This window comes from Kitasatospora sp. Xyl93 (assembly GCF_055383135.1).
In genome coordinates this window covers 1,124,340-1,143,527 of the sequence record NZ_AP029185.1, presented here as the reverse complement: position 1 = coordinate 1,143,527, position 19,188 = coordinate 1,124,340, and the positions used below count along the sequence as shown (strand labels likewise).

The window sequence follows — 19,188 nt, the reverse complement described above, 5'->3', positions numbered from 1 at the left end:
GGAGGTCAGAGGAGGGTGCTCCAGTAGTACCAGAACCGGTTGAGGACCATCAGCGCGATCACCGCGGCCCACAGCACCGGCAGCGCCCAGTGGTACCGCGCCGCCTCCCGGACGACCACCCGCAGCCGCGGGCCCACCGGGACGACGCCCGAGCGCAGGTTGTGCAGCGTGGTGTACCAGAACAGCGAGACCACCGTCGCCCACACCACCATGCAGTACGGGCAGAGCGCGCCGATGTCGTACAGCGCCTGGTAGACCAGCCAGTGCGCGAACACCACGCCCAGCGCGGTGCCCGCGTTCAGCCCCAGCCAGAACCAGCGCCGGTAGGCGGCCCCGGCGAGCAGCCCCGCGCCGATCGCCGTCAGCGCGCCGAAGGCGGCCAGCCCGAGCAGCGGGTTCGGGAAGCCGAAGACCTCGGCCTGCTCGGTGCGCATCACCGAGCCGCAGCTGATCACCGGGTTGATGTTGCAGCTGGGGACGTAGGAGGGGTTCTCCAGGATGCGGAGCTTGTCGAAGGTCAGGACGGCCGAGGCGGCCAGCCCGACCAGCCCGCCGAGGAACAGCAGGAGGGCGAGGGCGCGGCTCGCGCCGACCGGGGCCCGGCCGGTGCCGTCGTCGTCGGGGGCGGAGCGGGACAGGTGCACGGGGGTAGCGGCGGTCATGGCAGCACACTCCGGTGGCTGGCTTGGAGGAGCCGGCCCGGCCGGGGATCGGCCGGGCCGGGTGGTGCCGGTACGGGTGCGGGACGCGGCCTACTGGAGGCCGGCCGCCTGCTTCACCTGCGCGGTGAACTGCTCCGGCGGGACCACGGCGTTGCCGGCGAACAGGGTGATCTGCTTGCCGTCCACCTTGACGGTCGGAGTGCCGGTCACCCCGCTGTCGTTGAACGCGTCGGAGACCTTGGCCGCCCACGGGGCGTAGGTCCGGTCGGTCACCGCCTTCACGAAGGCGTCCGTCTTCAGACCGGGCACCTGGCCGGCCAGGTCCAGGAGGTGGTCGACGTCGCCGAAGCCGTCCTCGCGCTCGTCCGGCTGGTTGGCGTACAGCACGTCGTGGAACGCCTTGAACTGGTCCACGCCCTCGTTCAGCGCGGCGCCGACGGCGGCCAGCGCGGTGCGCGAACCCTTGCCGCCGAGGTTCTTGTCCAGGAACGCCGCCAGGTGGAATTCCACCTTGATCCGGCCGTCCTCGGTGAGCTTCCTGACGGTCTCGCCGTTCGCCGCCTCGAAGTGCTTGCAGACCGGGCAGCGGAAGTCCTCGTAGATCGCCATGGTGTGCGGCGCGTCGGCCTTGCCGTAGGTGACCACCGTGCCGTCCGGGCCGGAGGCGTTGGCCGGCACGACCAGCGGCGCCGAGGCGGCGGCGGAGGAGGCCTTGTCGTCCTTGCCCGAGGCCGAGTTGACCGCGAGGGCGACGCCGCCCGCGAGGGCCAGGACGACGACGGCCGAGACCGTCACCACGATCCGCTGCCGGCGCTTGGCGGCCTGCTGCTCGCGGCGCTGCGCCTCCTGGATCCGCTCACGGGCACTGATGCGCTTGGCCTGCTGCTTGCTGGGGGCCTGAGCCATGGGGAAGTCAACTCCTGTACGCGGCGCGCGGGTGCGCGCGGGAAGCCGCACCTGGTGCGGCGGGTTCGGGGAACGCGGGAGTCGTGCGCACTGCCTGCGGGCGCACCGGGCCGTCCGGCCGGGCACGCGGGAGGATCGAGCGGGAGGGGCGATCAGCAGGCAGGCGCGAGGGCGGGCGGGCCGCGCCGGGGCGCCGGGCTCAGCACCACGTCCTCGCGGCGCGGCCGCGGACGGTCCGACACCGGCAGCGGCACCCGCAGCACCGGGCGCACCGGAGCCGGGAGCAGCAGGACGACCAGGGCGCGCAGCGGGCCGGCCAGCGACTCGCGCAGCGCGCGCAGCGCCCGGGCCAGGGAGGACAGGGCGGCGTCGCCCATCCGCAGCCAGGCCGACGCGGCCAGGGCGATCACCAGGTGCACCAGCAGGAGCAGCAGCTGGGTCGCGGCGGGGGCCAACTGCCCGGCGTGGCCCAACGGGCCGCTCAGCAGCGAGCCGTCCACCGAACCGCCGCCACAGACCAGCAGGTTCACGCCGCGGGCGGGCACCTGACCGGTCAGCACCGGCGAACAGCCAGCCTGGCCCAGGTTGAAGGTGGTGTTGAGCAGCAGCTCGACCGGCACCATCACGCCGGAGATGTGCAGCAGCCGCCGCTCCCCGCCGGCCAGCACGGCCGCGACCAGGAAGACGACGGCACCGGCCGTGGCCACCAGCGACAGCGGCAGCGGGCGGCCGGTGATGACCACCTGGCCCAACGCGGCCATCGGCACGGCGAGCGCGGTGAACACCGCGGCCCGCAGGGCCCTGGTCGCACTGGAGGAGGTCGTCACGCTCCGGAGTATGCCATGGCGCCCGCATCCGGCACGAGGGCCCGTAGGTCCCTGGCCCGGCTGACGCGCGTTCAGTAGCCTGCGAGGTCGCCCGCGAGCCCGCCGGCCCGGCCGCTTCCGACGAGCGCTGCGGGGGCGGCAGCGGCGGTGCGCGGACTAGCCTGGAAGGCGTTCCCGCTGACCCGACGAGGGGAGCGAGCGCCGATGGCGAAACCCGGGACCACGGTCGGGCAGGTGCTGATGGCCCGCATCGAGGCGCAGGCCGTGCTGCTGGCCGGCCTGGACGACGCCGTCCGGGCGGACGAGCCGGACGCCGTGCACCGGATGCGGGTCGCCTGCCGGCGGCTGCGCAGCGCCCTGCGGTCCTTCCGGCGGCTGTTCGTGCCCGGCGCCACCGAGGACCTGGTGGTCGAGCTGCGCTGGCTCGCCGGCGCGCTCGGCAGGGCCCGCGACCACGAGGTGCTGGCCGAGCGGCTGGCCGCCGAGGCCCGCCGGCTGCCCGCCGCCTGCGAGCCGGGGCGGGTCGCCGCCGCGCTGGAGCGGTGGGGCCGGGCCGAGTACCGGGAGGTCCGGTCCGAGGTGGTCGCCGCCGTCGACAGCCCCCGCCGCCGGGCGCTCGGCGAGGCCCTTGCCGTCCTGCTCGCCGACCCGCCGCTGCGCCCGCGCGCCGCCCGCGACGCCGGCCCGGAGCTCTCCCGGATCGCCGCCCGCGAGCAGCGCCGCACCGCCGAACGCGTCCGCACCGCCCTCGCCGCCGGCCCCGAGCAGCGGGACCACGCCCTCCACCAGGCCCGCAAGGCGGCCAAGCGCGCCCGCTACGCCGGTGAGACCGCCGTCCCGGCGGTCGGCGCCCGGGCCGAGCGCTACGTCCGGCGGATGAAGGCCGTCCAGGAGGTGCTGGGCGAACACCAGGACGCCGTGGTCGCCGCGGGCACCCTCGCCGCCCACGCGGCCGACGGCGGCGAGCCGTTCGGCTACGGCGTCCTGTACGGCGGCCGGCTGGCCGTCGCGGAGGCCGCCCGGCGACGGCTGCCGGACGTCTGGCGGCGGGCGGCCGGACGGAAGCTCGCCCGGTTCGATTGACCGGGGCCTCAGCGGGGGTCGAGTCCCGCCGAGCGGGCCGCCTCGCGCAGCAGCTCCCGGAGCATCGCGGTGGTCAGCCGGCCGGTGTTCGTGTTGCGCGGGCTCACGTGGTAGCAGCCGTACATCCGCAGCTCCGGGCCGCCGTCGCGGGCCGGGAAGGCGGCCAGGGCGGCGTGGCCGAAGGCGGGGCGGGGACGGGGGACCTGCCAGCCGGCGTCCGCGATCACCGGCAGCATCGCCTGCCAGGCGAAGCCGCCGAGGGCGACGACGGTGCGCACCGTGGGGCGCATCAGCTCCAGTTCCCGGGTTATCCAGGGCCGGCAGGTGTCGCGCTCGGCGGTGCTGGGCCGGTTGTCGGGCGGGGCGCAGCGGACCGGGTCGGTGATCCGCACGCCGAACAGCTCCAGGCCGTCGCCGTGGCGGACGGACTCGGGGCGGTTGGCGAGCCCGAGCTCGTACAGGGAGGCGTAGAGCAGGTCGCCGGAGGGGTCGCCGGTGAAGATCCGGCCGGTGCGGTTGGCGCCGTGGGCGGCGGGGGCGAGGCCGACCAGGACGAGCGGGGCGTCCGGCGGGCCGAAGCCGGGGATGGGGCGGGCCCAGTAGTCCCAGTCCAGGTAGGCGCGGCGCTTGGTCCGGGCGGTCTCCTCGCGCCACTCGACCAGGCGGGGGCAGGCGCGGCAGCCGGTGACGACGCGGTCCAGCGCGGCGGTTCCGCCGGCCCGGGCGGCGGCCGCGGCGGGGTGGCGGGGGTCGTCGGGGTCGTCGGCGGGCCCGTCCGCGGCTGCGTCCGCGGGTTCGTCGGCGGGCTCGTCGGAGGGGGAGGGCACGGCCACGGTCGGCATGGCCCCGATCCTAACCAGCCGGGGCCCCGGGGGGCCGGGGGACGTTCCGGGGCGGGCCGGGCAGGCGTAGCGTGGAACCAGTTGCTCCGGCGGTCCCCGGCCGGTCCGGGTCGGCGGCGGCCGGACGCGCCGGTGTGCGCGCAGGCCGCGAGGAGGCCGCGATGATCGTCGATGCGGTGCTGGGTGCCGTCGGAGGGCTCGTCGGCCTGGGGGCGATCTGGGCGGGCATGAGCATCAGGGTCGTCCAGCAGTTCCAGAAGGGCGTGGTGTTCCGCTTCGGGAAGGTGCGCGACGAGGTGCGCGATCCCGGGCTGGTGGCGCTGCTGCCGATCGCGGACCGGCTGCGCAAGGTGAACGTGCAGATCGTGACGATGCCGATCCCGGCGCAGGAGGGCATCACCCGGGACAACGTGACCGTGCGGGTGGACGCGGTGGTCTACTTCCGGGTGCTGGACCCGGTGAAGGCCACCGTCAACGTCCAGGACTACAACTTCGCGATCTCCCAGGTCGCGCAGACCTCGCTGCGCTCGATCATCGGCAAGAGCGAGCTGGACGACCTGCTGGCCAACCGGGAACCGATCAACCAGGGGCTGGAGTTGATGATCGACAGCCCGGCGCTGGGCTGGGGCATCGAGATCGACCGGGTGGAGATCAAGGACGTCGCGCTGCCGGAGTCGATGAAGCGCTCGATCGCCCGGCAGGCGGAGGCCGAGCGGGAGCGGCGGGCCCGGATCATCACGGCGGACGGCGAGTACCAGGCCTCGGAGCGGCTGTCGGAGGCCGCGGCGGTGATGAGCGCGACCCCGGCCGCGCTCCAACTGCGGCTGCTGCAGACCGTGGTGGAGGTGGCCGCGGAGAAGAACTCGACGCTGGTGCTGCCCTTCCCGGTGGAGCTGCTGCGCTTCCTGGACAGCGCGACGGAGGTCCAGCAGCGGAACCTGCTGACGGCCGCGGCGGCCGCGGCCGGGGCGAAGGCCGCGGAGGAGGCGGTGGAGAGCGGCGAGGTCCCGGAGGAGGAGCTGGAACCGGACCATACCAAGCACGAACTGCCGCCCCTGGAAGAGGTGTTGGAGCACTTGCCGGTGGACCGTCCGGAGTCGCCGGACGGCCGGCCGGAGCGCGACGGCCGGACCGGACCGGCCGGGGGGGAGTGAGCGGACCGGGCCCCGGTGGCGTCGGCCCCCCGCCCGGACCAGGATGGACGAGGGGAAGGGAAGCCAGGTCAGGAGGCGGACCATGACCAGAGCCAGCGACATCATGCACCCGGGCGCGGAGTGCGTCCGCGAGCACGAGACGCTCGCGGCCGCAGCCCGGATCATGCGGGAACGGCATGTGGGCGCGCTGCCCATCTGCGGGCCGGGCGACAAGCTGGTGGGCATCGTGACCGACCGCGACATCGTGCTGCGCTGCGTCGCCGAGGGCCGTGACCCGGCGTCGGTGACGGCGGGCGACCTGGCGCAGGGGCGGCCGATGACGGTGGAGGCGGACGAGGACTGCGAGCAGGTGCTGCGGGTGATGGAGCAGTACCAGGTGCGCCGGCTGCCGGTGATCAATCACCCGGAGCACAAGCTGGTCGGCATGATCAGCGAGGCGGACATCGCGCGCGGCCTGCCGCAGGCGCGGGTCGCCGAGTTCGTCTCGGCGGTCTGTGCGGAGGAGGCGCCCGCGGGGGCGGCCCAGGGCTGAACCCGCCGTGCCCACGCGGCCCCCGCCCCCGGCGCCGCACCGGGCGGGGGCCGCGGCCGCGCCGGTCGGGCGGCCGGGGCGGGACGAGGAGGCCGGGGGCCGGCCGGCTCACCCCAGGGCGTAGACGGCGGTGGCGTGGGCGGCGGGGTCCTCGTCGCCCTCGGGGGCGAGGGCGACGTCGAGGAAGGCGATCCGGCGGCCGAGCTTGGTGATCCGGGCGTGCACCAGGACGTCCCGGTCGAGGACCGCGCGCTGGAAGCTGGTGGACTGCTGGACGGTGGTCATCGGGCCGAAGCCGCCGCGGGCCGATGCGACGGCGATCACGCAAACCGTGTCGGCGGCGGCCATCAGCGCCTGGCCGGACAGGGCGCCGCCCTCGCGGGCGAGCCGGTCGGACCAGGGCAGCCGCAGGACGGCGTGGCGCTCGCCGGCCTCGACGGTCGACAGGCCCAGGGCCTGCACCCAGGGCGCGAAGTGGTCGGCGAGGACCTGGTCCGCCGCGGCGGTGGTGAGGGTCATCGCGCCATTGTGCCGGGCGTGTCGGCGCGGTGTCAGCAGGCCGGCGCGGCCAGGGTGTCGAGGTGGCGGCGCAGCACGGCGCGCAGCTCGTCCGGCCCGACCAGGTCGGGGTGCTGGACGGCCTGGAGGGTGAGTCCGTCCAGCAGGGCGGAGAGCCGGCGGGTCTCGACGGCGAGGTCGAGCCCGGGGGCCAGGCGGCCGGAGCGCTCGGACTCGACGAGGACGCGCCGGACCAGGTCGTCGAGGCCGGCCTGCAGCTCGGCGGCGCGGGGCCGCAGCTCGGGCCGGGTGCGGGCGGCGGTGACGAAGGACAGCCAGAGCGCGGACTCCTCCCGGCGCTCGGCGTCCAGCGGGAGGGTCTCGGCGAGCAGCCCGGCGACCAGCTCGCGCCGGTCGGTGCCGGGGGCCGGGGCGAGCAGGGCGGCGGCGTGGACCCGGACGCGGGCCTCGATCCGCCGGGCCAGCTCGCGCATCGCGAAGATCATCAGCTCCGAGCCGCCGGCGAAGTAGTGCCGCACCGAGCCGACGGCCAGCCCGGCCTCCTCGGCCACGTTGCGCAGCGAGGCGTGCTCCAGGCCCTCCCGGGCCGCGACGCGCAGCACGGCGTCGGCGACGGCCTGGCGGCGTTCGGCGGGGTCGACGATCTTCGGCATGTTGCCGTTATAGCACGGGCCAGCTAAATTGCTGATTTAGCGCGGTCGAGCCATAAAAACCGGGGGAGTGGATGAACGGCTGGGTGTACGCGGGGCTGATCGCCGTCGTGGTCGTGGTGGTGGTGATCCGGCGGCTGCGCGGCGAACCGCTCAACGCGCGGGACCTCTTCGGCGCGCCGGTGGTGCTCACCGGGCTCGGCGGGTGGACGGTCGCCCAGCGGCCCGGCCTGCGGGTGTCGGACTACGGCTGGATCGCGGCGGGCGCCGTGCTCGGCGTCGCGCTGGGGGCGGTGCGCGGCGCCACCATCCGGGTCTACGAGCGTGAGGGCGTGCTGTGGCAGCGCTACACCGGGCGCACCTTCCTGGTTGCGGCGCTCTCGCTGGCCGTGATGGCCGGCTTCGCCGCGCTGGCCGGGTACTACGGCCTGGCCCCGGATGCCCGGCCGGTCCAGCTGTCGATCGGGGTGGGCTTCCTGGGAGAGGCCCTGGTGGTGGGCTGTCGGGGAGTCGTTTCGGGTGTCCCGTTCGCGCCCGAGCGGCGGGGTGCGAGCCCGCTGGACCGACTTCGTCGGTAACTCTGGTTGTCAATGGCGAGGCTGGTAACTACAGTTGTCGGCATGGTCGCTGTGGAGATCACCCATGAGGAACAGGTCGAGCTGGCCAAGGCCCTTCTCGACGCCCTTGACCCCCTCGCCATCGCCGTGCGCGCCCGCGCGACCGGCCTGCCCGCGGAGCGGATGTGGGACGCCGAACCGGTCGAGGTCGCGCTCTCCGTGCTGTCCGCCTGGAAACTGGTGGACGCGGAGGTCAAGCGGCTCACGGCCGGCGCGGCCGCCACCGCGGGCTCCTACGGCGCCAGCTACGAGCAGCTCGGCGCCGCCTGGGGCATCACCCGGCAGGGCGCCCGGAAGAAGTGGCCGGCGGCGGTCAGCCGTCCGGCGGCCCGGCTCGGCTCGCTCGACCTGTTCGGCGGGACAGTCGATCTCGCCGAGGACGAGGCCGGCGGCGGCTGGCGCTGGACGGCCGTCGGTGCGGACGGGGAGCGCGGTGAGGCCGCCATCGCCCACCGGACCCGGGAGGAGGCCGCGGCGCACGCCGGGGCCTTCCTCGCGGCGCACGCCTAACCGGCGTCCCGCAGAGCCCGGGCGATCAGCTCCGCCAGGTGCAGGGCCTGCCGCCCGTCGGCGAGTTGGGCGATCTGGGTGCGGCAGCTGAAGCCGTCCGCGAGGACCACCGTCCGGGGCCCGGCGGCCCGGACCTCGGGCAGCAGCACCCGCTCCGCGATGGCCTCGGACACCTCGAAGTGGCCCCGGGTGAAGCCGAAGTCGCCCGCCAGGCCGCAGCAGCCGGCGTCCAGCACCCGGTTGTCCAGACCGAGCCGGGCCTCCACCCGGCGGTCGGCAGCGCTGCCGAGCACCGCGTGCTGGTGGCAGTGGGTCTGGGTGACGGCGGCCAGCGGGATCCGCGGGAGCGGGGCGTCCGGGGCGTACTCGTCGAGGAACTCGGCGAAGGTGCGGGTGCGGTCGGCGAGCGGGCGGCCCTGCGCCCCGAGCAGTCGGGGCAGGTCCTCGCGCAGGGTCGCCGTGCAGCTCGGGTCCAGGCCGACCACGGGGGTGTCGGCCGGCACCCGGGCTGCCGCCAGAACCCGCAGGCTGCGCCGCAACACCCGGCGGGCGGTGCCGAGTTGGCCGGTGGAGTACCAGGTGAGGCCGCAGCAGACCGGGCCCGGGGGCAGCCGGACGTCGAAGCCCAGGTGCTCCAGCACCTCGACGGCCGAGCGGAGCACGTTCGGCTGGAGGCGGTCGGAGAAGGTGTCCGGCCACAGCAGCACCGGCCGGGCGCCCGCCGGGGCCGGGTGGGCGGCCCGGTGCCGCCGGTACCAGGCGGTGAAGGTCTCCGGCGGCAGGACCGGCAGCACCCGGCGCGGGTCGATCCCGCCGAGCCGCTTGAGCAGCCCGCCGGCCCGCGAGCGGGCGAGCGCGTTGGCGGCCCCGGGTGCGAGCGCGGCGGCCCGCAGCCAGAGCGGCAGCCAGCCCATCGAGTAGTGCGCGGGCGGACGCGGCCGGTGCCGGTAGTGCTGGTACAGGAACTCGGACTTGTAGGTCGCCATGTCGACGTGGACCGGGCAGTCGCTCGCGCAGCCCTTGCAGCTCAGGCAGAGGTCCAGCGCCTCCCGGACCTCCTCCGAACGCCAGCCGTCCGGGATCGCCTCCCCGCGCAGCAGCTCGGCGAGCAGCCGGGCCCGCCCCCGGGTGGAGTGCCGCTCCTCGCCGGTGGCCAGGTAGCTCGGGCACATCACCCCGCTGCCCGGGGCCACGCACTTGGCGACGCCCACGCAGCGGTGCACCGCCTTGGCCAGGCTGCCGCCGTCCTGCTCGTACGGGAGGGCCAGCGGCAGTGTGCGGCGCGGGGCGGTGACGAAGCGCAGGTCGGCGTCGAGCGGCCGGGGATCGACCAGGGCGCCCGGGTTGAGCAGGTTCTCCGGATCCCAGATCCGCTTGAACTCGCCGAACAGGCCGATGACTTCGGGCGGGTACATGCGCGGCAGCAGCTCGGCCCGGGCCTGTCCGTCGCCGTGCTCGCCGGAGAGCGAACCGCCGTACGAGACCGCCAGATCGGCCGCCTCCTCCAGGAACTCCCGGAAGACCAGCACCCCTTGGGGCTCGTCCAGCGGGAAGTCGATCCGCAGGTGCACGCAGCCGTCGCCGAAGTGCCCGTACGGGACGCCGTGCAGGCTGTGCCGGCGCAGCAGGGCGCGCAGGTCCCGCAGGTAGTCGCCGAGCCGCTCGGGCGGGACGGCGGAGTCCTCCCAGCCGGGCCAGGCCTCGCCGCCCCCGGGCAGCCGGGTGACGATCCCCGCGCCTGCCTCCCGGACGGCCCACAGCTGGCGCTGCTCGGCCGGGTCGGTGACCAGGGCGACGGTGGCCGAGCGCTCGCGGCGCACCGCGTCGGCGAGCCGGCGGGCGGCCTGGTAGGCGGCCAACGGGGTCGCGCCGCCGGTCTCCAGGAACAGCCAGCACTCGCCGGCGGGCAGCCGGTCCAGCGCGGGCGGGCGGGGCCCGGCGGCGAGCAGCGCGGCGATCAGGTCGGCGGCCATGCCCTCGGCGGTCAGCGGACCGTACGGCAGCAGCGCCGGGACGGCGTCGGCGGCGGCGCCCTCGTCGGGGTAGCCGGCCACCACCAGGGCCCGGGCGGGCGGGTCCTCGACCAGCCGGACGGTGGCGCCGAGCAGCAGCGCGCAGGTGCCCTCGGTGCCGGTGAGCGCCCGGGCCAGGTCGTGGCCGTGCTCGGGCAGCAGCGCGTCCAGCGGGTAGCCGGAGGTGCGGCGGGGCAGCCGCGGCAGGCCCCGCCGGATGAGGGCGAGGTTGCGGTCGGTGAACTCCTGGAGTTCGCCGTGCAGCCGCCCCGCCCGGCCGGGCAGCGCGCGCAGCGCCGCGCGCTCGTCCGCACCGAGCCGCCCGCCGACGGTCAGCTCGGTGCCGTCCGCGAGCAGCAGCTCCAGCCGCTCGACGTTGTCGGCGGTGCGCCCCCAGGCGAGCGAGTGCGAGCCGCAGGAGTCGTTGCCGATCATGCCCCCGAGGGTGCAGCGGCTGTGCGTGGACGGGTCCGGGCCGAAGCGCAGCCCGTACGGCCGGGCGGCGCGCTGGAGGTCGTCCAGCACGGTGCCCGGCTGGACGCGCGCGGTGCGGGCCTCCGGGTCCAGCTCCAGCACCGCGCCCAGGTGGCGGCGGAAGTCCAGCACCACCGCGCCGGGGCCGATCGCCTGCCCGCCGATGCTGGTCCCGGCCCCGCGCGCCACCACCGGCACCCGGTGCTCACGGCAGAGCGCCAGCGCGGTGCGCACGTCGTCGAGGTCGGCGGGCTTGACCACGCCGAGCGGCAACTGCCGGTAGTTGGAGGCGTCGTGGCTGTAGACGGTGCGCTCGGCGGCGCCGAAGCGGACCTCGCCGCGCACCACGGCGGCCAGCTCGCGGGCCAACGCGGCCCCGGGGACGGCGGACGGACGGCTCACCAGGGACCTCCCGGGCGGGTGCGGCGACGGCTCCGCCGATGATCGCAGCCGCGCGGCCTGCCGGGCACCGGGCACGACGGGGGTACCGCCGACGGGGTGTCGTATGACAGTCTCGGCGGTCATGATCGACGAACCCGCGGCCGTGGACCCGGCCGGCCCCGACGCCTACCTCGCCCACCTCCCGATCGGCGAGCCGCTGCCCTTCCCGGCGGACGGCGCGCCGTCCTGGGAGATCTTCCCGTACGAGGGCGAGCTGACCGTCCGGCGACTGCGGGCGCCCGAGTTGCCCGAGCCGCCCCGGCAGGGCGAGGACGGCCCGGACGGCTGCCCGGACTGCGCCCGCCCGGACACCGACTTCCTGTGGACGGACGAGCACTGGCGGCTCGGCACCACCGAGCAGCCGGACGGCCTGCCCGCCACCCTGCTGCTCTGGCCGCGCGCCCACCACGACCTGCTGGATCTGCCGGCCGAACTCTCCGCGGCGCTGGGGCCGATGCTCCAGCGGGTGGAGTGGGCCGTACGGTCGCTCGGCGGCGTCGGCCGGGTCCATGTGAACCGCTGGGGCGACGGCGCCGCCCACCTGCACCTGTGGATCCTCGCCCGGCCCGAGGGGATGGCGCAGCTGCGCGGCTCGACGCTGCCGCTGTGGATGGACGTGCTGCCGCCGCTGCCCGCCGCGGTGCGGGCCGAGCGGGCTCGCCGGATCGCCGCCGCGATGGCCGCCGGGGGCGGCACCGCGCACGCCTGAGCGGCCCGCCCGGCCGCCGCTCCGCTGCCCGCGCTACTTCCGCCCGGTGAGCGTGCCGCGCGCGATGTGGGACAGCTTGGCCACCTCGAAGGCCGGGTAGGCCCCGCCCGCCAGCAGCGAGAACTTGATCCCCTCGCGGCCGCCCGGCCGGCGGTGCCCGGGTGGCTGGAAGCGGCGGTGGTGCTCGGCGGCGCGGTGGAAGAACTGCGGCCGCTCGGCGCGGCTGACGCAGCCGGCCAGGTCGAAGACGAACAGGTAGTGCCGGACCATCCGGACGAACAGCGCGTCGCGCACCGCGTACAGGTGCGGCTGGTCCTCCAGCAGGGCGAAGCTGCGCTCGTACTGCTCGAACAGGTCGAAGACGCTGCTGCCCGGGCCGCTCGCCGGGTGGACGGTCTCCCGGCGGCGCAGCTGGACGCACTCGCGCGCCAGCACGGCGGCCTTCCGGGCGCCGAGCAGAGCGGCGTGCGCCACCGGGACCTCCTCGTAGCGGCCGGGCGGGAAGGCCAGGCCCAGTTCCTCCCAGTGGCCGCGCCGGAGCAGACGGTCCCAGACCAGCGGCGGCGCGCCGAACAGCGCGGGCCGGTCGAAGGGCGCGAACGGCTCGGGGCCGGCCTCGGCGAGCAGCGCCTCGGCCCCGCCCGGCCAGTCCCGGTCCTGGTGCCGGCGGGAGTGGCCGAACAGCAGCACGTCCACCGGGCCGGTCTGCCGGAGCCGGTCGGCGAGCGTCTGGAGCGCGTCCCGGGGCAGCAGGTGGTCGGCGTCCAGGAAGAGCAGGTACTCGCCGGTCGCCCGCGCGGCCCCCGCGTTCCGGCTCGCCCCGACCCCGACCGCCGCGTTCAGGTGCAGCACCGACACCCGGGGGTGCCGGGCCGCGTACGCGTCGGCGAGCCCACCCGCGGTCTCGGGGGAGCGGTCGGCGACGACGATCACCTCGACGTCGGCCAGGGACTGCGCGAGCAGCGAGTCCAGGCAGTCGGCGAGCTGTTCGTGCTGGTCGTAGGCGGGGACCACGACGCTGATCAGGGGTGAGGGCATGACGCCGGAGCGTAAGAGGGCTCGCGAACCGTGGCAAAGGCCTGACGGCGCGTAATTACGAGCAATCAGTGGCAAATCGTACGAGCGTACGCCATATCTTCACGCCGCCTTCCGGCCGTGTCCACGCTCCCGACCTGGGGCGATGCGCGCCGGGGGTGCGCCGGGGCCCGCGACGCGGGGTGCGTCGCGGGCCCGGGAGCCGAACGGTCGGCCTGGTGCCAGGGTTCGGCCTAGTACCAGTGGTGGGCCTGCCAGAACGACCAGGCGGCGCAGGGGCTGCCGTAGCGGGTGTTCATGTAGTTCAGGCCCCACTTGATCTGGGTGGCCGGGTTGGTGCGCCAGTCGGCGCCGGCGGAGGCCATCTTGGAGCCGGGCAGGGCCTGGACCAGGCCGTAGGCGCCGGAGGAGGCGTTGACCGCGAGCGGGTTCCAGCTGCTCTCGCGGAACACGATGTTGCTGAAGCACTGGAGCTGGCCGGCCGGGACGATCTGCGCGGCGATCTGCTGCGGGGTGCCGGAGTAGGCGGCCGGGGCGCTGTCGAGGTTCTTGCGCTCCTGGGAGCGGGAGGCGGCGGCCTCGGCGTCGGCCTTGGCCTTGGCGTCCGCCTGCGCCTGGGCCTGGGCCGCGGCCTGCGCCTGCGCCTGGGCGGCGGCGTCCGCCTCGGCCTTGGCCCGGGCCTCCTGGGCGGCCTGCTCGGCGGCGGCAGCGGTGTCAGCGGTGTCGGCCTGGCCCCGGCCCTGGTCGGCGACCGGCGCGCCGTCCACCGAGACGGCGGCCACGGGGGCGGCCTCGGTGGTGCTCCCGGCCTGCGGGACGGCGAGGGCGGCGGTGGCGGCGCTCGCGACCACCAGGGTGGCGACGCCGGTGATCAGGGAGTTGCGGCGGGCATGGCTGAGCTGCATGGGGCGGACGATCCTTCTCCGTCGGGGGCCGTGCCGGTGGCACCGGGGGCGGGCGTCGCGTGGGCTCCGGGTCAGCGGGGCCGGTGCGGCCGCCCTGGACGGCCGTGGCGCCCCGGCGGAAGCGGCGGGGCGGGCGGGCTGCGCGGCGGCGGAGGTGATCGGCTGCGCTGCCTGGCGACGGGCCATTCTTGGCAGGGCCGGGGACGGGTGGCAAAGGCGTCACCTACTACGCCGGATCGTGGCTGCGGGGCGGTCACGGCGGGGTCCGGTGGAGAATTCGGAGGGATTTGCCCGGATTGCCCATCTGGGGATCGACGCCGGCGACCACGGCGGATCGCAAGGGCGACAGCCGCGGTGGCCTGTGTTCTTCAGGAGGAGCGCGGTCGGGGGCGGCCCGGCCGCGGCGCCCGGGGCCCACTGGTGAGCGGGCCCCGGGCCGCAGTTCCACTATCGGGGATCGTAGATGGCGCACCCGCTGTGGGCGGGCTCACACGTGGACGGCCGGAAGCTCGGCGCAGCGTGAGCGGACGGTCACGGACTCAGGAGCTCGCGTACGGATTCCCGGGGACGGGCCGCGCGGGGGCGGAGGGCTGCTCGGGGGCGGGCGTCTCCTCCTCCGGCGCGTCCTGCCCCGTCGTCGGCACCAGGTCGCGGGCCAGCAGGGTGGCACCGGCGACGGCCCCCGGCATGGCGAGCACCGTGACCAGCGGCACCAGGAACGCCAGCACCAGCGGCGTGCCGAAGCCCAGCGCCAGCCCGAGCCGGCCGCGCAGCAGCCGGATCCGCTCGGGCTGCGGCACCCCGCGCCGCTGCAGGGCGACGGCCGTCAGCTCGACGGTCAGGAAGAAGCCGGACACCAGGAAGCCGAGCGCCGGGACCACCGTCTGCCCGATCACCGGGATGAACCCGCAGGCGAACAGCAGCACGCCGAACGCGGCCACCCGCGCCAGCACGTACACGCTGTCGCGCAGCGCGATCAGCAGTTCGAGCCAGACCGGGATGTCCGGCGGGGTGGGCGCGCCGCCCTCGCTCTCGTCCACCGCGGCGCAGAGCGCCTCGTAGAAGGGCTGTCCGACCAGCAGGGTGACGGCGGTGAAGGTGAGCAGGGAGAGCAGCAGGCCGCCGCCGAAGACGATCGCGGCGAGCGCGTCGCGCAGCAGGTCCCGCCAGGGCGAGCCCCAGTGGTCGGCGAACGGGGTGGCCCAGGCCGCGAGGTCCACGGACCAGGCGCCGAGGAAGGCGAGCGCGACGACGTAGCCGACCAGGGCGATCAGGGCCGGCAGCATCCCGAAGCCCCACCAGCGGCCGTGCCGGCCCACCCACTTCTGGCCCGCGATCAGGTACTTCGTCCCCGCCACAAGATCTCGCATGGGCGATCACCCTAGGGCCTCCCCGCCCGGAACCTCGCATTGCCGTGTTCCTGCCAGTTTCGACCGGCAAGGTCCGGACCCTCCTGCCGCACCGTCCGCCGGGCCACTCTCGGTGCTCCCCCACCTGTCAAGGAGGAGCTCGATGAAGCGTCAACTCGGCAGAATGACGAGTCTGTTGGCCGGCCTGGTGCTCGGCGCCGGCCTGCTCGTGCTGCCCGCCGCCGCCTCGCCCGCACCGTCCCCCGGCGTGGTCGGCGGCACGCGGGCGGCGCAGGGCGAGTTCCCGTTCATGGCGCGGCTCTCGATGGGCTGCGGCGGCGCGCTCTACACCCCGCAGATCGTGCTCACCGCCGCCCACTGCGTCGACGGCACCGGCGCCAACAGCAGCATCACCGCCACCTTCGGGGCGGTCGACCTGCGCAGCGGCAGCGCGATCAAGGTCCGCTCCTCGTACGTCTACCAGTCGCCGGGCTTCACCGGTGCCGAGAACGGCGACGACTGGGCGCTGATCAAGCTGGCCTCGCCGGTGAACAGCAGCCTGGTCAGCACCCTGCCGATCGCCACCACCACCGCCTACGACAGCGGCACCTTCACCATCATGGGCTGGGGCGCCGCGCGCGAGGGCGGGGCCCAGCAGCGGTACCTGCTCAAGGCCACCGTGCCGTTCGTCGACGACGCCGGCTGCGAGAGCGCCTACCCGGGCCTGAACAGGGCCGGCTCGATCTGCGCGGGCTACGTCGACCAGGGCGGCGTCGACACCTGCCAGGGCGACTCGGGCGGCCCGATGGTCCGCCAGGACACGGCGGGCCGCTGGATCCAGGTCGGCATCGTCAGCTGGGGCAACGGCTGCGCCCGCGCGGGCTACCCGGGGGTCTACTCCCAGGTGAGCACCTACGCGGCCGACATCGCCGCGGCGGCGGCCGGCCTCTGAGCCGACCCGGCGCGGGCGCCGGCCGAACCGGCGCCCGTCCCGGCCGATCCGGTCCGGCGGGGTCGGCCACCACTTCCCCAGGTGGTGGCCGGCCCCGCCGGGCCGTGGCGGAGCGGACGCCGCGGCACGGCGGGCGGGGCGCCCCGCGTCCGGGCGGTCACCCGCGCAGCCACTCCTCGGCCCGCCGCCGCTCGCGGGCGATCCGGCCGGTGGCGTTCGGGGGCAGCAGGGCGAGCAGGCCGACGGCGGCGTCGGCGCGGCCGCCGAGGGCGTGGGCGCCGGCCAGGCGGGCGGTGACCAGGGCGTGGTCGCGCGGACGGGCGGCCGGGTCGAGCAGGCGCAGGGCGGCCTCCAGCCGGTCGGCGGCGGCGCGGGCGTGGCCGGCGCGGCCGGTGCGGACGGCGAGGTCCCGCTGGCAGGTGCCGTGCGCGACGGCCAGGACCAGGTCGGCGCGTGCCGACCAGGGCGTCGGCTCGCCGGAGCGCAGCGCGGCGCCGGTCAGCCGCCGGGCGTCCTCCAGGGCCCGGGACACCTGCGGCGCCCGGCCGGCCAGGGCGTGGGCGTGGGCCTGGACGACGGCGGCCCAGGCCCGCGGCCCGGGCAGAGGAGGGGCGGTGTTCCGGGCGGCGTCGGCCAGGGCGAGCGCGGTGGCGTCGTCGCCGTGCCACCAGTAGAGGGTGCTCTGCCGGGCGAGCAGTGCGGCCGCGGTGGCCCGGTCGCCGGTCGCGTGGGCCCACTCCAGGCCGGTGGCGTACCAGCTGAGCGCCCGGGCGTGGCGGCCGCCCTCGAAGTGCGCCCAGCCGGCGAGTTCGGCGTACTGGGCGGCGAGCGACCCGGCGCCGGGGTGGTCGCGCGGGTCCGGGAGGGCCCGGCCGAGCAGGGTGTGGGCGTGGTGCTCCAGGACGGCGGCCAGTTCCTCGCCGCCGAGCCGGGCCGCGGTGGCGCGGTAGGCGGCGAGCAGCTGGGCGAGCGCCTCGACGGTGGCGTCGTCCGGTGGGGCCGGGGCGGCCGGGAGCGGTGGGCGGGCGGCGGCGGCGCGGGCGCCGAGGCGTTCGCGTTCCCGGTGGACGGACTGCCAGAGGGCCGCCAACTCGCCGCCGGCGAGCAGGAGTTCGTCGGCCCGGGCGGGCAGTCCGGGCGGCGGCCAGCGGCGGGCGTTCTCCACCCGGCTGATCAGTGAGTCGTGGTAGCCGAGCAGTCGGCCGACCTCGGCCTGGCTCAGCCCGCGGGCCTCGCGCCAGTGGCGCAGCCGGTGGCCGAAGCGCAGGCGCGCGGCCTCGGGTTGCGCGCGCGGAGGGGGTGGCGGGGGCGGTGCGGGGGCGGGCAGGGGCGGCACGGGGTCTCCCGGAGGGGCGGGGGCTCGTGGGGGAGCGTCATGCCCTGGTATCCCCTTTGACGTGCCTTGGTCAAACTGGGGATGCGTGGTGGCCGGGGCCCGGCTCCCGGCCACCCCGTACGCCGGGAACGGCACCGGGCCCGGGAGCCTCCGCAACGGCTCCCGGGCCCGGCGTTCCCGCGCGGGGCGGACGGGTCAGGAGCCCGCCGCCACCGCGGCCCGCCGCCGTCGGCCCACCACGGCCGAGGCCGCCAGCACGATGGCTGCGGCGACCAGCGACAGGTACATCTGCTTGCGCCCGTCGGCGTCGGTGAACATGTACGCCATGACGAACCCGATCATGCCCATGGCCGTCCAGGTCAGGTACGGGTACAGCCACATCCGGACGGTGTGCCGCTCGGGCATCTCGCGCTCGATGATCTTGCGCATCCGCAGCTGGGTGGCGCAGATGACCAGCCAGACGAAGAGCGCGACGGCGCCGGAGGAGTTGAGCAGGAAGGCGAAGACGGTGTCCGGCGAGGTGTAGTTGAAGAACACCGCGACGAAGCCGAAGACCACCGAGGAGAGGATCGCCACCCGCGGCACGCCGCGCGAGGTCACCGTGGCGAAGGCCTTGGGCGCGTCCCCGCGCTGGCCGAGCGAGAACGCCATCCGGGAGGCCGTGTACATCCCGGAGTTGAGGCAGGACAGCACCGCCGTCAGCACGATCACGTCCATCACCTGGCCGGCGCCCGGGATGCCGATGTGGTCCAGAACCGCCACGTACGGGCTCGCCTTGACCTCGGCGGAGTCCCACGGCAGCAGGGTGACCACGAGCAGGATCGAGCCCAGGTAGAAGATCCCGATGCGCCAGATGACGCTGTTGGTGGCCTTGCTGACCGCCTTCTCCGGGTCCTCCGACTCGCCGGCGGCCAGGGTGACGATCTCGCTGCCCATGAAGGCGAAGACCACGGTGAGCATGCCGGTGAAGACCGCGCCCACCCCGTGCGGCAGGAAGCCGCCGTGGCCGGTGAGGTTGCTGGTGCCGACCGAGTGGGTGCCCGGCAGCAGACCGAAGGCGGCGAGGGTGCCGATCACCAGGAAGGCGGCGATCGCGACCACCTTGATCCCGGCGAACCAGAACTCGAACTCGCCGTAGGAGGCCACCGAGAAGAGGTTGGTGGCGGTCAGTACCGCCATCACTATCAGCGCCCAGCCCCACTGCGGCACGCCGGGCACCCAGTTGTTGAGGATCTTCGCGCCGGCCGTCGCCTCGACGGCGAGCACCACGACCCAGAAGAACCAGTACAGCCAGCCGATGGAGAAGCCGGCCCAGCGGCCGAGCGCGCGGTCCGCGTACGCCGAGAACGAGCCGCTCTGCGGGTCGGCCGCGGCCATCTCGCCGAGCATCCGCATCACCAGCACGACCAGCGCGCCGGCCAGTGCGTAGGAGAGCAGGATGCCCGGGCCGGTGGACGCGATGCCCGCGCCGGAGCCGACGAAGAGGCCGGCGCCGATCACGCCGCCGATGGCGATCATCGACAGGTGGCGGTTCTTGAGCCCGGCCTTCAGGTGGCCGTCGCCGCCGTGTCCGATCGGCTCCGACCGGTGGGGGGGCTCGGTGGCCGTCGTGGGCTTGGTGGTGTCCGCACTCATCAAGGGTGCCCTGTGCCTTTCCAGCGCGGTGTGACCCT

The 19,188-nt window shown here is 75.7% G+C and carries 19 protein-coding genes; 7 read left to right on the top strand and 12 right to left on the bottom strand.

What is annotated here, in order from left to right:
• Nucleotides 1-5: 5 nt before the first annotated feature.
• The 3 genes from ACZ5GH_RS04900 to ACZ5GH_RS04890 form a co-directional block, all read right to left on the bottom strand.
• On the bottom strand, nucleotides 6-662 hold the full coding sequence (locus ACZ5GH_RS04900) for a vitamin K epoxide reductase family protein (RefSeq protein ID WP_464333539.1): 657 nt from the start codon (nucleotides 660-662) through the stop codon (nucleotides 6-8).
• A gap of 90 nt (nucleotides 663-752) precedes the next feature.
• A complete protein-coding gene (locus tag ACZ5GH_RS04895) occupies nucleotides 753-1,568 on the bottom strand; it encodes a DsbA family protein (RefSeq protein WP_464333538.1) in 816 nt (271 codons plus the stop codon).
• A 152-nt stretch (nucleotides 1,569-1,720) separates the two neighbouring features.
• Nucleotides 1,721-2,395 (bottom strand): hypothetical protein, encoded by a 675-nt coding sequence (locus ACZ5GH_RS04890; RefSeq protein WP_387751830.1) that lies wholly within the window; start codon nucleotides 2,393-2,395, stop codon nucleotides 1,721-1,723.
• A 204-nt stretch (nucleotides 2,396-2,599) separates the two neighbouring features.
• Between ACZ5GH_RS04890 and ACZ5GH_RS04885 the strand changes: the two genes are divergently transcribed.
• Entirely contained in the window at nucleotides 2,600-3,478 is an 879-nt protein-coding gene (locus ACZ5GH_RS04885) for a CHAD domain-containing protein (RefSeq protein WP_464333537.1), read from the top strand.
• A gap of 8 nt (nucleotides 3,479-3,486) precedes the next feature.
• Here the strand turns inward: ACZ5GH_RS04885 and ACZ5GH_RS04880 are convergent, their stop codons facing one another.
• Nucleotides 3,487-4,320: a uracil-DNA glycosylase gene (locus ACZ5GH_RS04880; protein ID WP_464333536.1), complete on the bottom strand. Its 834-nt coding sequence runs from the start codon at nucleotides 4,318-4,320 to the stop codon at nucleotides 3,487-3,489.
• 161 nt (nucleotides 4,321-4,481) lie between these two features.
• On the opposite strand from ACZ5GH_RS04880, the gene ACZ5GH_RS04875 reads away from it, so the two are divergent.
• Both ACZ5GH_RS04875 and ACZ5GH_RS04870 read left to right on the top strand, forming a co-directional pair.
• Nucleotides 4,482-5,474 carry a slipin family protein gene (locus tag ACZ5GH_RS04875; protein ID WP_464333535.1) on the top strand — a complete coding sequence of 331 codons (993 nt, stop codon included), beginning with the start codon at nucleotides 4,482-4,484 and terminating at the stop codon, nucleotides 5,472-5,474.
• An 82-nt stretch (nucleotides 5,475-5,556) separates the two neighbouring features.
• Nucleotides 5,557-6,006 (top strand): CBS domain-containing protein, encoded by a 450-nt coding sequence (locus ACZ5GH_RS04870; RefSeq protein ID WP_387751838.1) that lies wholly within the window; start codon nucleotides 5,557-5,559, stop codon nucleotides 6,004-6,006.
• Between the two features lie 108 nt (nucleotides 6,007-6,114).
• Here ACZ5GH_RS04870 and ACZ5GH_RS04865 read toward each other — a convergent pair whose 3' ends face one another.
• Together ACZ5GH_RS04865 and ACZ5GH_RS04860 are read right to left on the bottom strand one after the other, a co-directional pair.
• Nucleotides 6,115-6,525 carry a PaaI family thioesterase gene (locus tag ACZ5GH_RS04865; RefSeq protein ID WP_464333534.1) on the bottom strand — a complete coding sequence of 137 codons (411 nt, stop codon included), beginning with the start codon at nucleotides 6,523-6,525 and terminating at the stop codon, nucleotides 6,115-6,117.
• Nucleotides 6,526-6,557: 32 nt separating this feature from the next.
• Nucleotides 6,558-7,178 carry a TetR/AcrR family transcriptional regulator gene (locus ACZ5GH_RS04860; RefSeq protein WP_464333533.1) on the bottom strand — a complete coding sequence of 207 codons (621 nt, stop codon included), beginning with the start codon at nucleotides 7,176-7,178 and terminating at the stop codon, nucleotides 6,558-6,560.
• A gap of 71 nt (nucleotides 7,179-7,249) precedes the next feature.
• Between ACZ5GH_RS04860 and ACZ5GH_RS04855 the strand changes: the two genes are divergently transcribed.
• Together ACZ5GH_RS04855 and ACZ5GH_RS04850 are read left to right on the top strand one after the other, a co-directional pair.
• Entirely contained in the window at nucleotides 7,250-7,753 is a 504-nt protein-coding gene (locus ACZ5GH_RS04855; protein ID WP_464333532.1) for a DUF1453 domain-containing protein, read from the top strand.
• A gap of 42 nt (nucleotides 7,754-7,795) precedes the next feature.
• Complete coding sequence (locus tag ACZ5GH_RS04850; RefSeq protein WP_464333531.1) at nucleotides 7,796-8,302, top strand: hypothetical protein; 507 nt, start codon at nucleotides 7,796-7,798, stop codon at nucleotides 8,300-8,302.
• On the opposite strand, the gene ACZ5GH_RS04845 is transcribed toward ACZ5GH_RS04850, so the two are convergent.
• On the bottom strand, nucleotides 8,299-11,190 hold the full coding sequence (locus ACZ5GH_RS04845) for an FAD-binding and (Fe-S)-binding domain-containing protein (RefSeq protein ID WP_464333530.1): 2,892 nt from the start codon (nucleotides 11,188-11,190) through the stop codon (nucleotides 8,299-8,301). The two genes, ACZ5GH_RS04850 and ACZ5GH_RS04845, sit on opposite strands and share 4 nt — an antisense overlap.
• A 121-nt stretch (nucleotides 11,191-11,311) precedes the next feature.
• Here ACZ5GH_RS04845 and ACZ5GH_RS04840 point away from each other — a divergent pair, with 121 nt between their 5' ends.
• Nucleotides 11,312-11,938, top strand: a complete 627-nt coding sequence (locus ACZ5GH_RS04840) for a hypothetical protein (protein WP_464333529.1) — start codon at nucleotides 11,312-11,314, stop codon at nucleotides 11,936-11,938.
• Nucleotides 11,939-11,971: 33 nt separating this feature from the next.
• Here the strand turns inward: ACZ5GH_RS04840 and ACZ5GH_RS04835 are convergent, their stop codons facing one another.
• The 3 genes from ACZ5GH_RS04835 to ACZ5GH_RS04825 all read right to left on the bottom strand — a co-directional run bounded on the left by ACZ5GH_RS04835 (nucleotide 11,972) and on the right by ACZ5GH_RS04825 (nucleotide 15,248).
• Nucleotides 11,972-12,976 (bottom strand): glycosyltransferase family 2 protein, encoded by a 1,005-nt coding sequence (locus tag ACZ5GH_RS04835; protein ID WP_387751858.1) that lies wholly within the window; start codon nucleotides 12,974-12,976, stop codon nucleotides 11,972-11,974.
• A gap of 230 nt (nucleotides 12,977-13,206) precedes the next feature.
• On the bottom strand, nucleotides 13,207-13,878 hold the full coding sequence (locus ACZ5GH_RS04830; RefSeq protein ID WP_387751860.1) for an aggregation-promoting factor C-terminal-like domain-containing protein: 672 nt from the start codon (nucleotides 13,876-13,878) through the stop codon (nucleotides 13,207-13,209).
• A 539-nt stretch (nucleotides 13,879-14,417) separates the two neighbouring features.
• A complete protein-coding gene (locus tag ACZ5GH_RS04825) occupies nucleotides 14,418-15,248 on the bottom strand; it encodes an EI24 domain-containing protein (RefSeq protein WP_464333528.1) in 831 nt (276 codons plus the stop codon).
• 163 nt (nucleotides 15,249-15,411) lie between these two features.
• Here ACZ5GH_RS04825 and ACZ5GH_RS04820 point away from each other — a divergent pair, with 163 nt between their 5' ends.
• Complete coding sequence (locus ACZ5GH_RS04820; RefSeq protein ID WP_464333527.1) at nucleotides 15,412-16,179, top strand: S1 family peptidase; 768 nt, start codon at nucleotides 15,412-15,414, stop codon at nucleotides 16,177-16,179.
• Between the two features lie 157 nt (nucleotides 16,180-16,336).
• Here ACZ5GH_RS04820 and ACZ5GH_RS04815 read toward each other — a convergent pair whose 3' ends face one another.
• Entirely contained in the window at nucleotides 16,337-17,515 is a 1,179-nt protein-coding gene (locus ACZ5GH_RS04815) for a helix-turn-helix domain-containing protein (protein ID WP_464333526.1), read from the bottom strand.
• A gap of 195 nt (nucleotides 17,516-17,710) precedes the next feature.
• Entirely contained in the window at nucleotides 17,711-19,150 is a 1,440-nt protein-coding gene (locus ACZ5GH_RS04810; RefSeq protein WP_387751871.1) for an amino acid permease, read from the bottom strand.
• Nucleotides 19,151-19,188 lie beyond the last annotated feature (38 nt).

Excerpts from the sequence above, each read along its gene's own strand:
- ACZ5GH_RS04875 (WP_464333535.1), top strand. The coding sequence starts at position 4,482 with ATGATCGTCGATGCGGTGCTGGGTGCCGTCGGAGGGCTCGTCGGCCTG.
- ACZ5GH_RS04850 (WP_464333531.1), top strand. The coding sequence starts at position 7,796 with ATGGTCGCTGTGGAGATCACCCATGAGGAACAGGTCGAGCTGGCCAAG.
- ACZ5GH_RS04820 (WP_464333527.1), top strand. The coding sequence starts at position 15,412 with ATGACGAGTCTGTTGGCCGGCCTGGTGCTCGGCGCCGGCCTGCTCGTG.
- ACZ5GH_RS04810 (WP_387751871.1), bottom strand. The coding sequence starts at position 19,150 with ATGAGTGCGGACACCACCAAGCCCACGACGGCCACCGAGCCCCCCCAC.
- ACZ5GH_RS04855 (WP_464333532.1), top strand. The coding sequence starts at position 7,250 with ATGAACGGCTGGGTGTACGCGGGGCTGATCGCCGTCGTGGTCGTGGTG.
- ACZ5GH_RS04860 (WP_464333533.1), bottom strand. The coding sequence starts at position 7,178 with ATGCCGAAGATCGTCGACCCCGCCGAACGCCGCCAGGCCGTCGCCGAC.
- ACZ5GH_RS04840 (WP_464333529.1), top strand. The coding sequence starts at position 11,312 with ATGATCGACGAACCCGCGGCCGTGGACCCGGCCGGCCCCGACGCCTAC.
- ACZ5GH_RS04880 (WP_464333536.1), bottom strand. The coding sequence starts at position 4,320 with ATGCCGACCGTGGCCGTGCCCTCCCCCTCCGACGAGCCCGCCGACGAA.
- ACZ5GH_RS04835 (WP_387751858.1), bottom strand. The coding sequence starts at position 12,976 with ATGCCCTCACCCCTGATCAGCGTCGTGGTCCCCGCCTACGACCAGCAC.
- ACZ5GH_RS04885 (WP_464333537.1), top strand. The coding sequence starts at position 2,600 with ATGGCGAAACCCGGGACCACGGTCGGGCAGGTGCTGATGGCCCGCATC.
- ACZ5GH_RS04870 (WP_387751838.1), top strand. The coding sequence starts at position 5,557 with ATGACCAGAGCCAGCGACATCATGCACCCGGGCGCGGAGTGCGTCCGC.
- ACZ5GH_RS04895 (WP_464333538.1), bottom strand. The coding sequence starts at position 1,568 with ATGGCTCAGGCCCCCAGCAAGCAGCAGGCCAAGCGCATCAGTGCCCGT.
- ACZ5GH_RS04830 (WP_387751860.1), bottom strand. The coding sequence starts at position 13,878 with ATGCAGCTCAGCCATGCCCGCCGCAACTCCCTGATCACCGGCGTCGCC.
- ACZ5GH_RS04825 (WP_464333528.1), bottom strand. The coding sequence starts at position 15,248 with ATGCGAGATCTTGTGGCGGGGACGAAGTACCTGATCGCGGGCCAGAAG.
- ACZ5GH_RS04900 (WP_464333539.1), bottom strand. The coding sequence starts at position 662 with ATGACCGCCGCTACCCCCGTGCACCTGTCCCGCTCCGCCCCCGACGAC.
- ACZ5GH_RS04865 (WP_464333534.1), bottom strand. The coding sequence starts at position 6,525 with ATGACCCTCACCACCGCCGCGGCGGACCAGGTCCTCGCCGACCACTTC.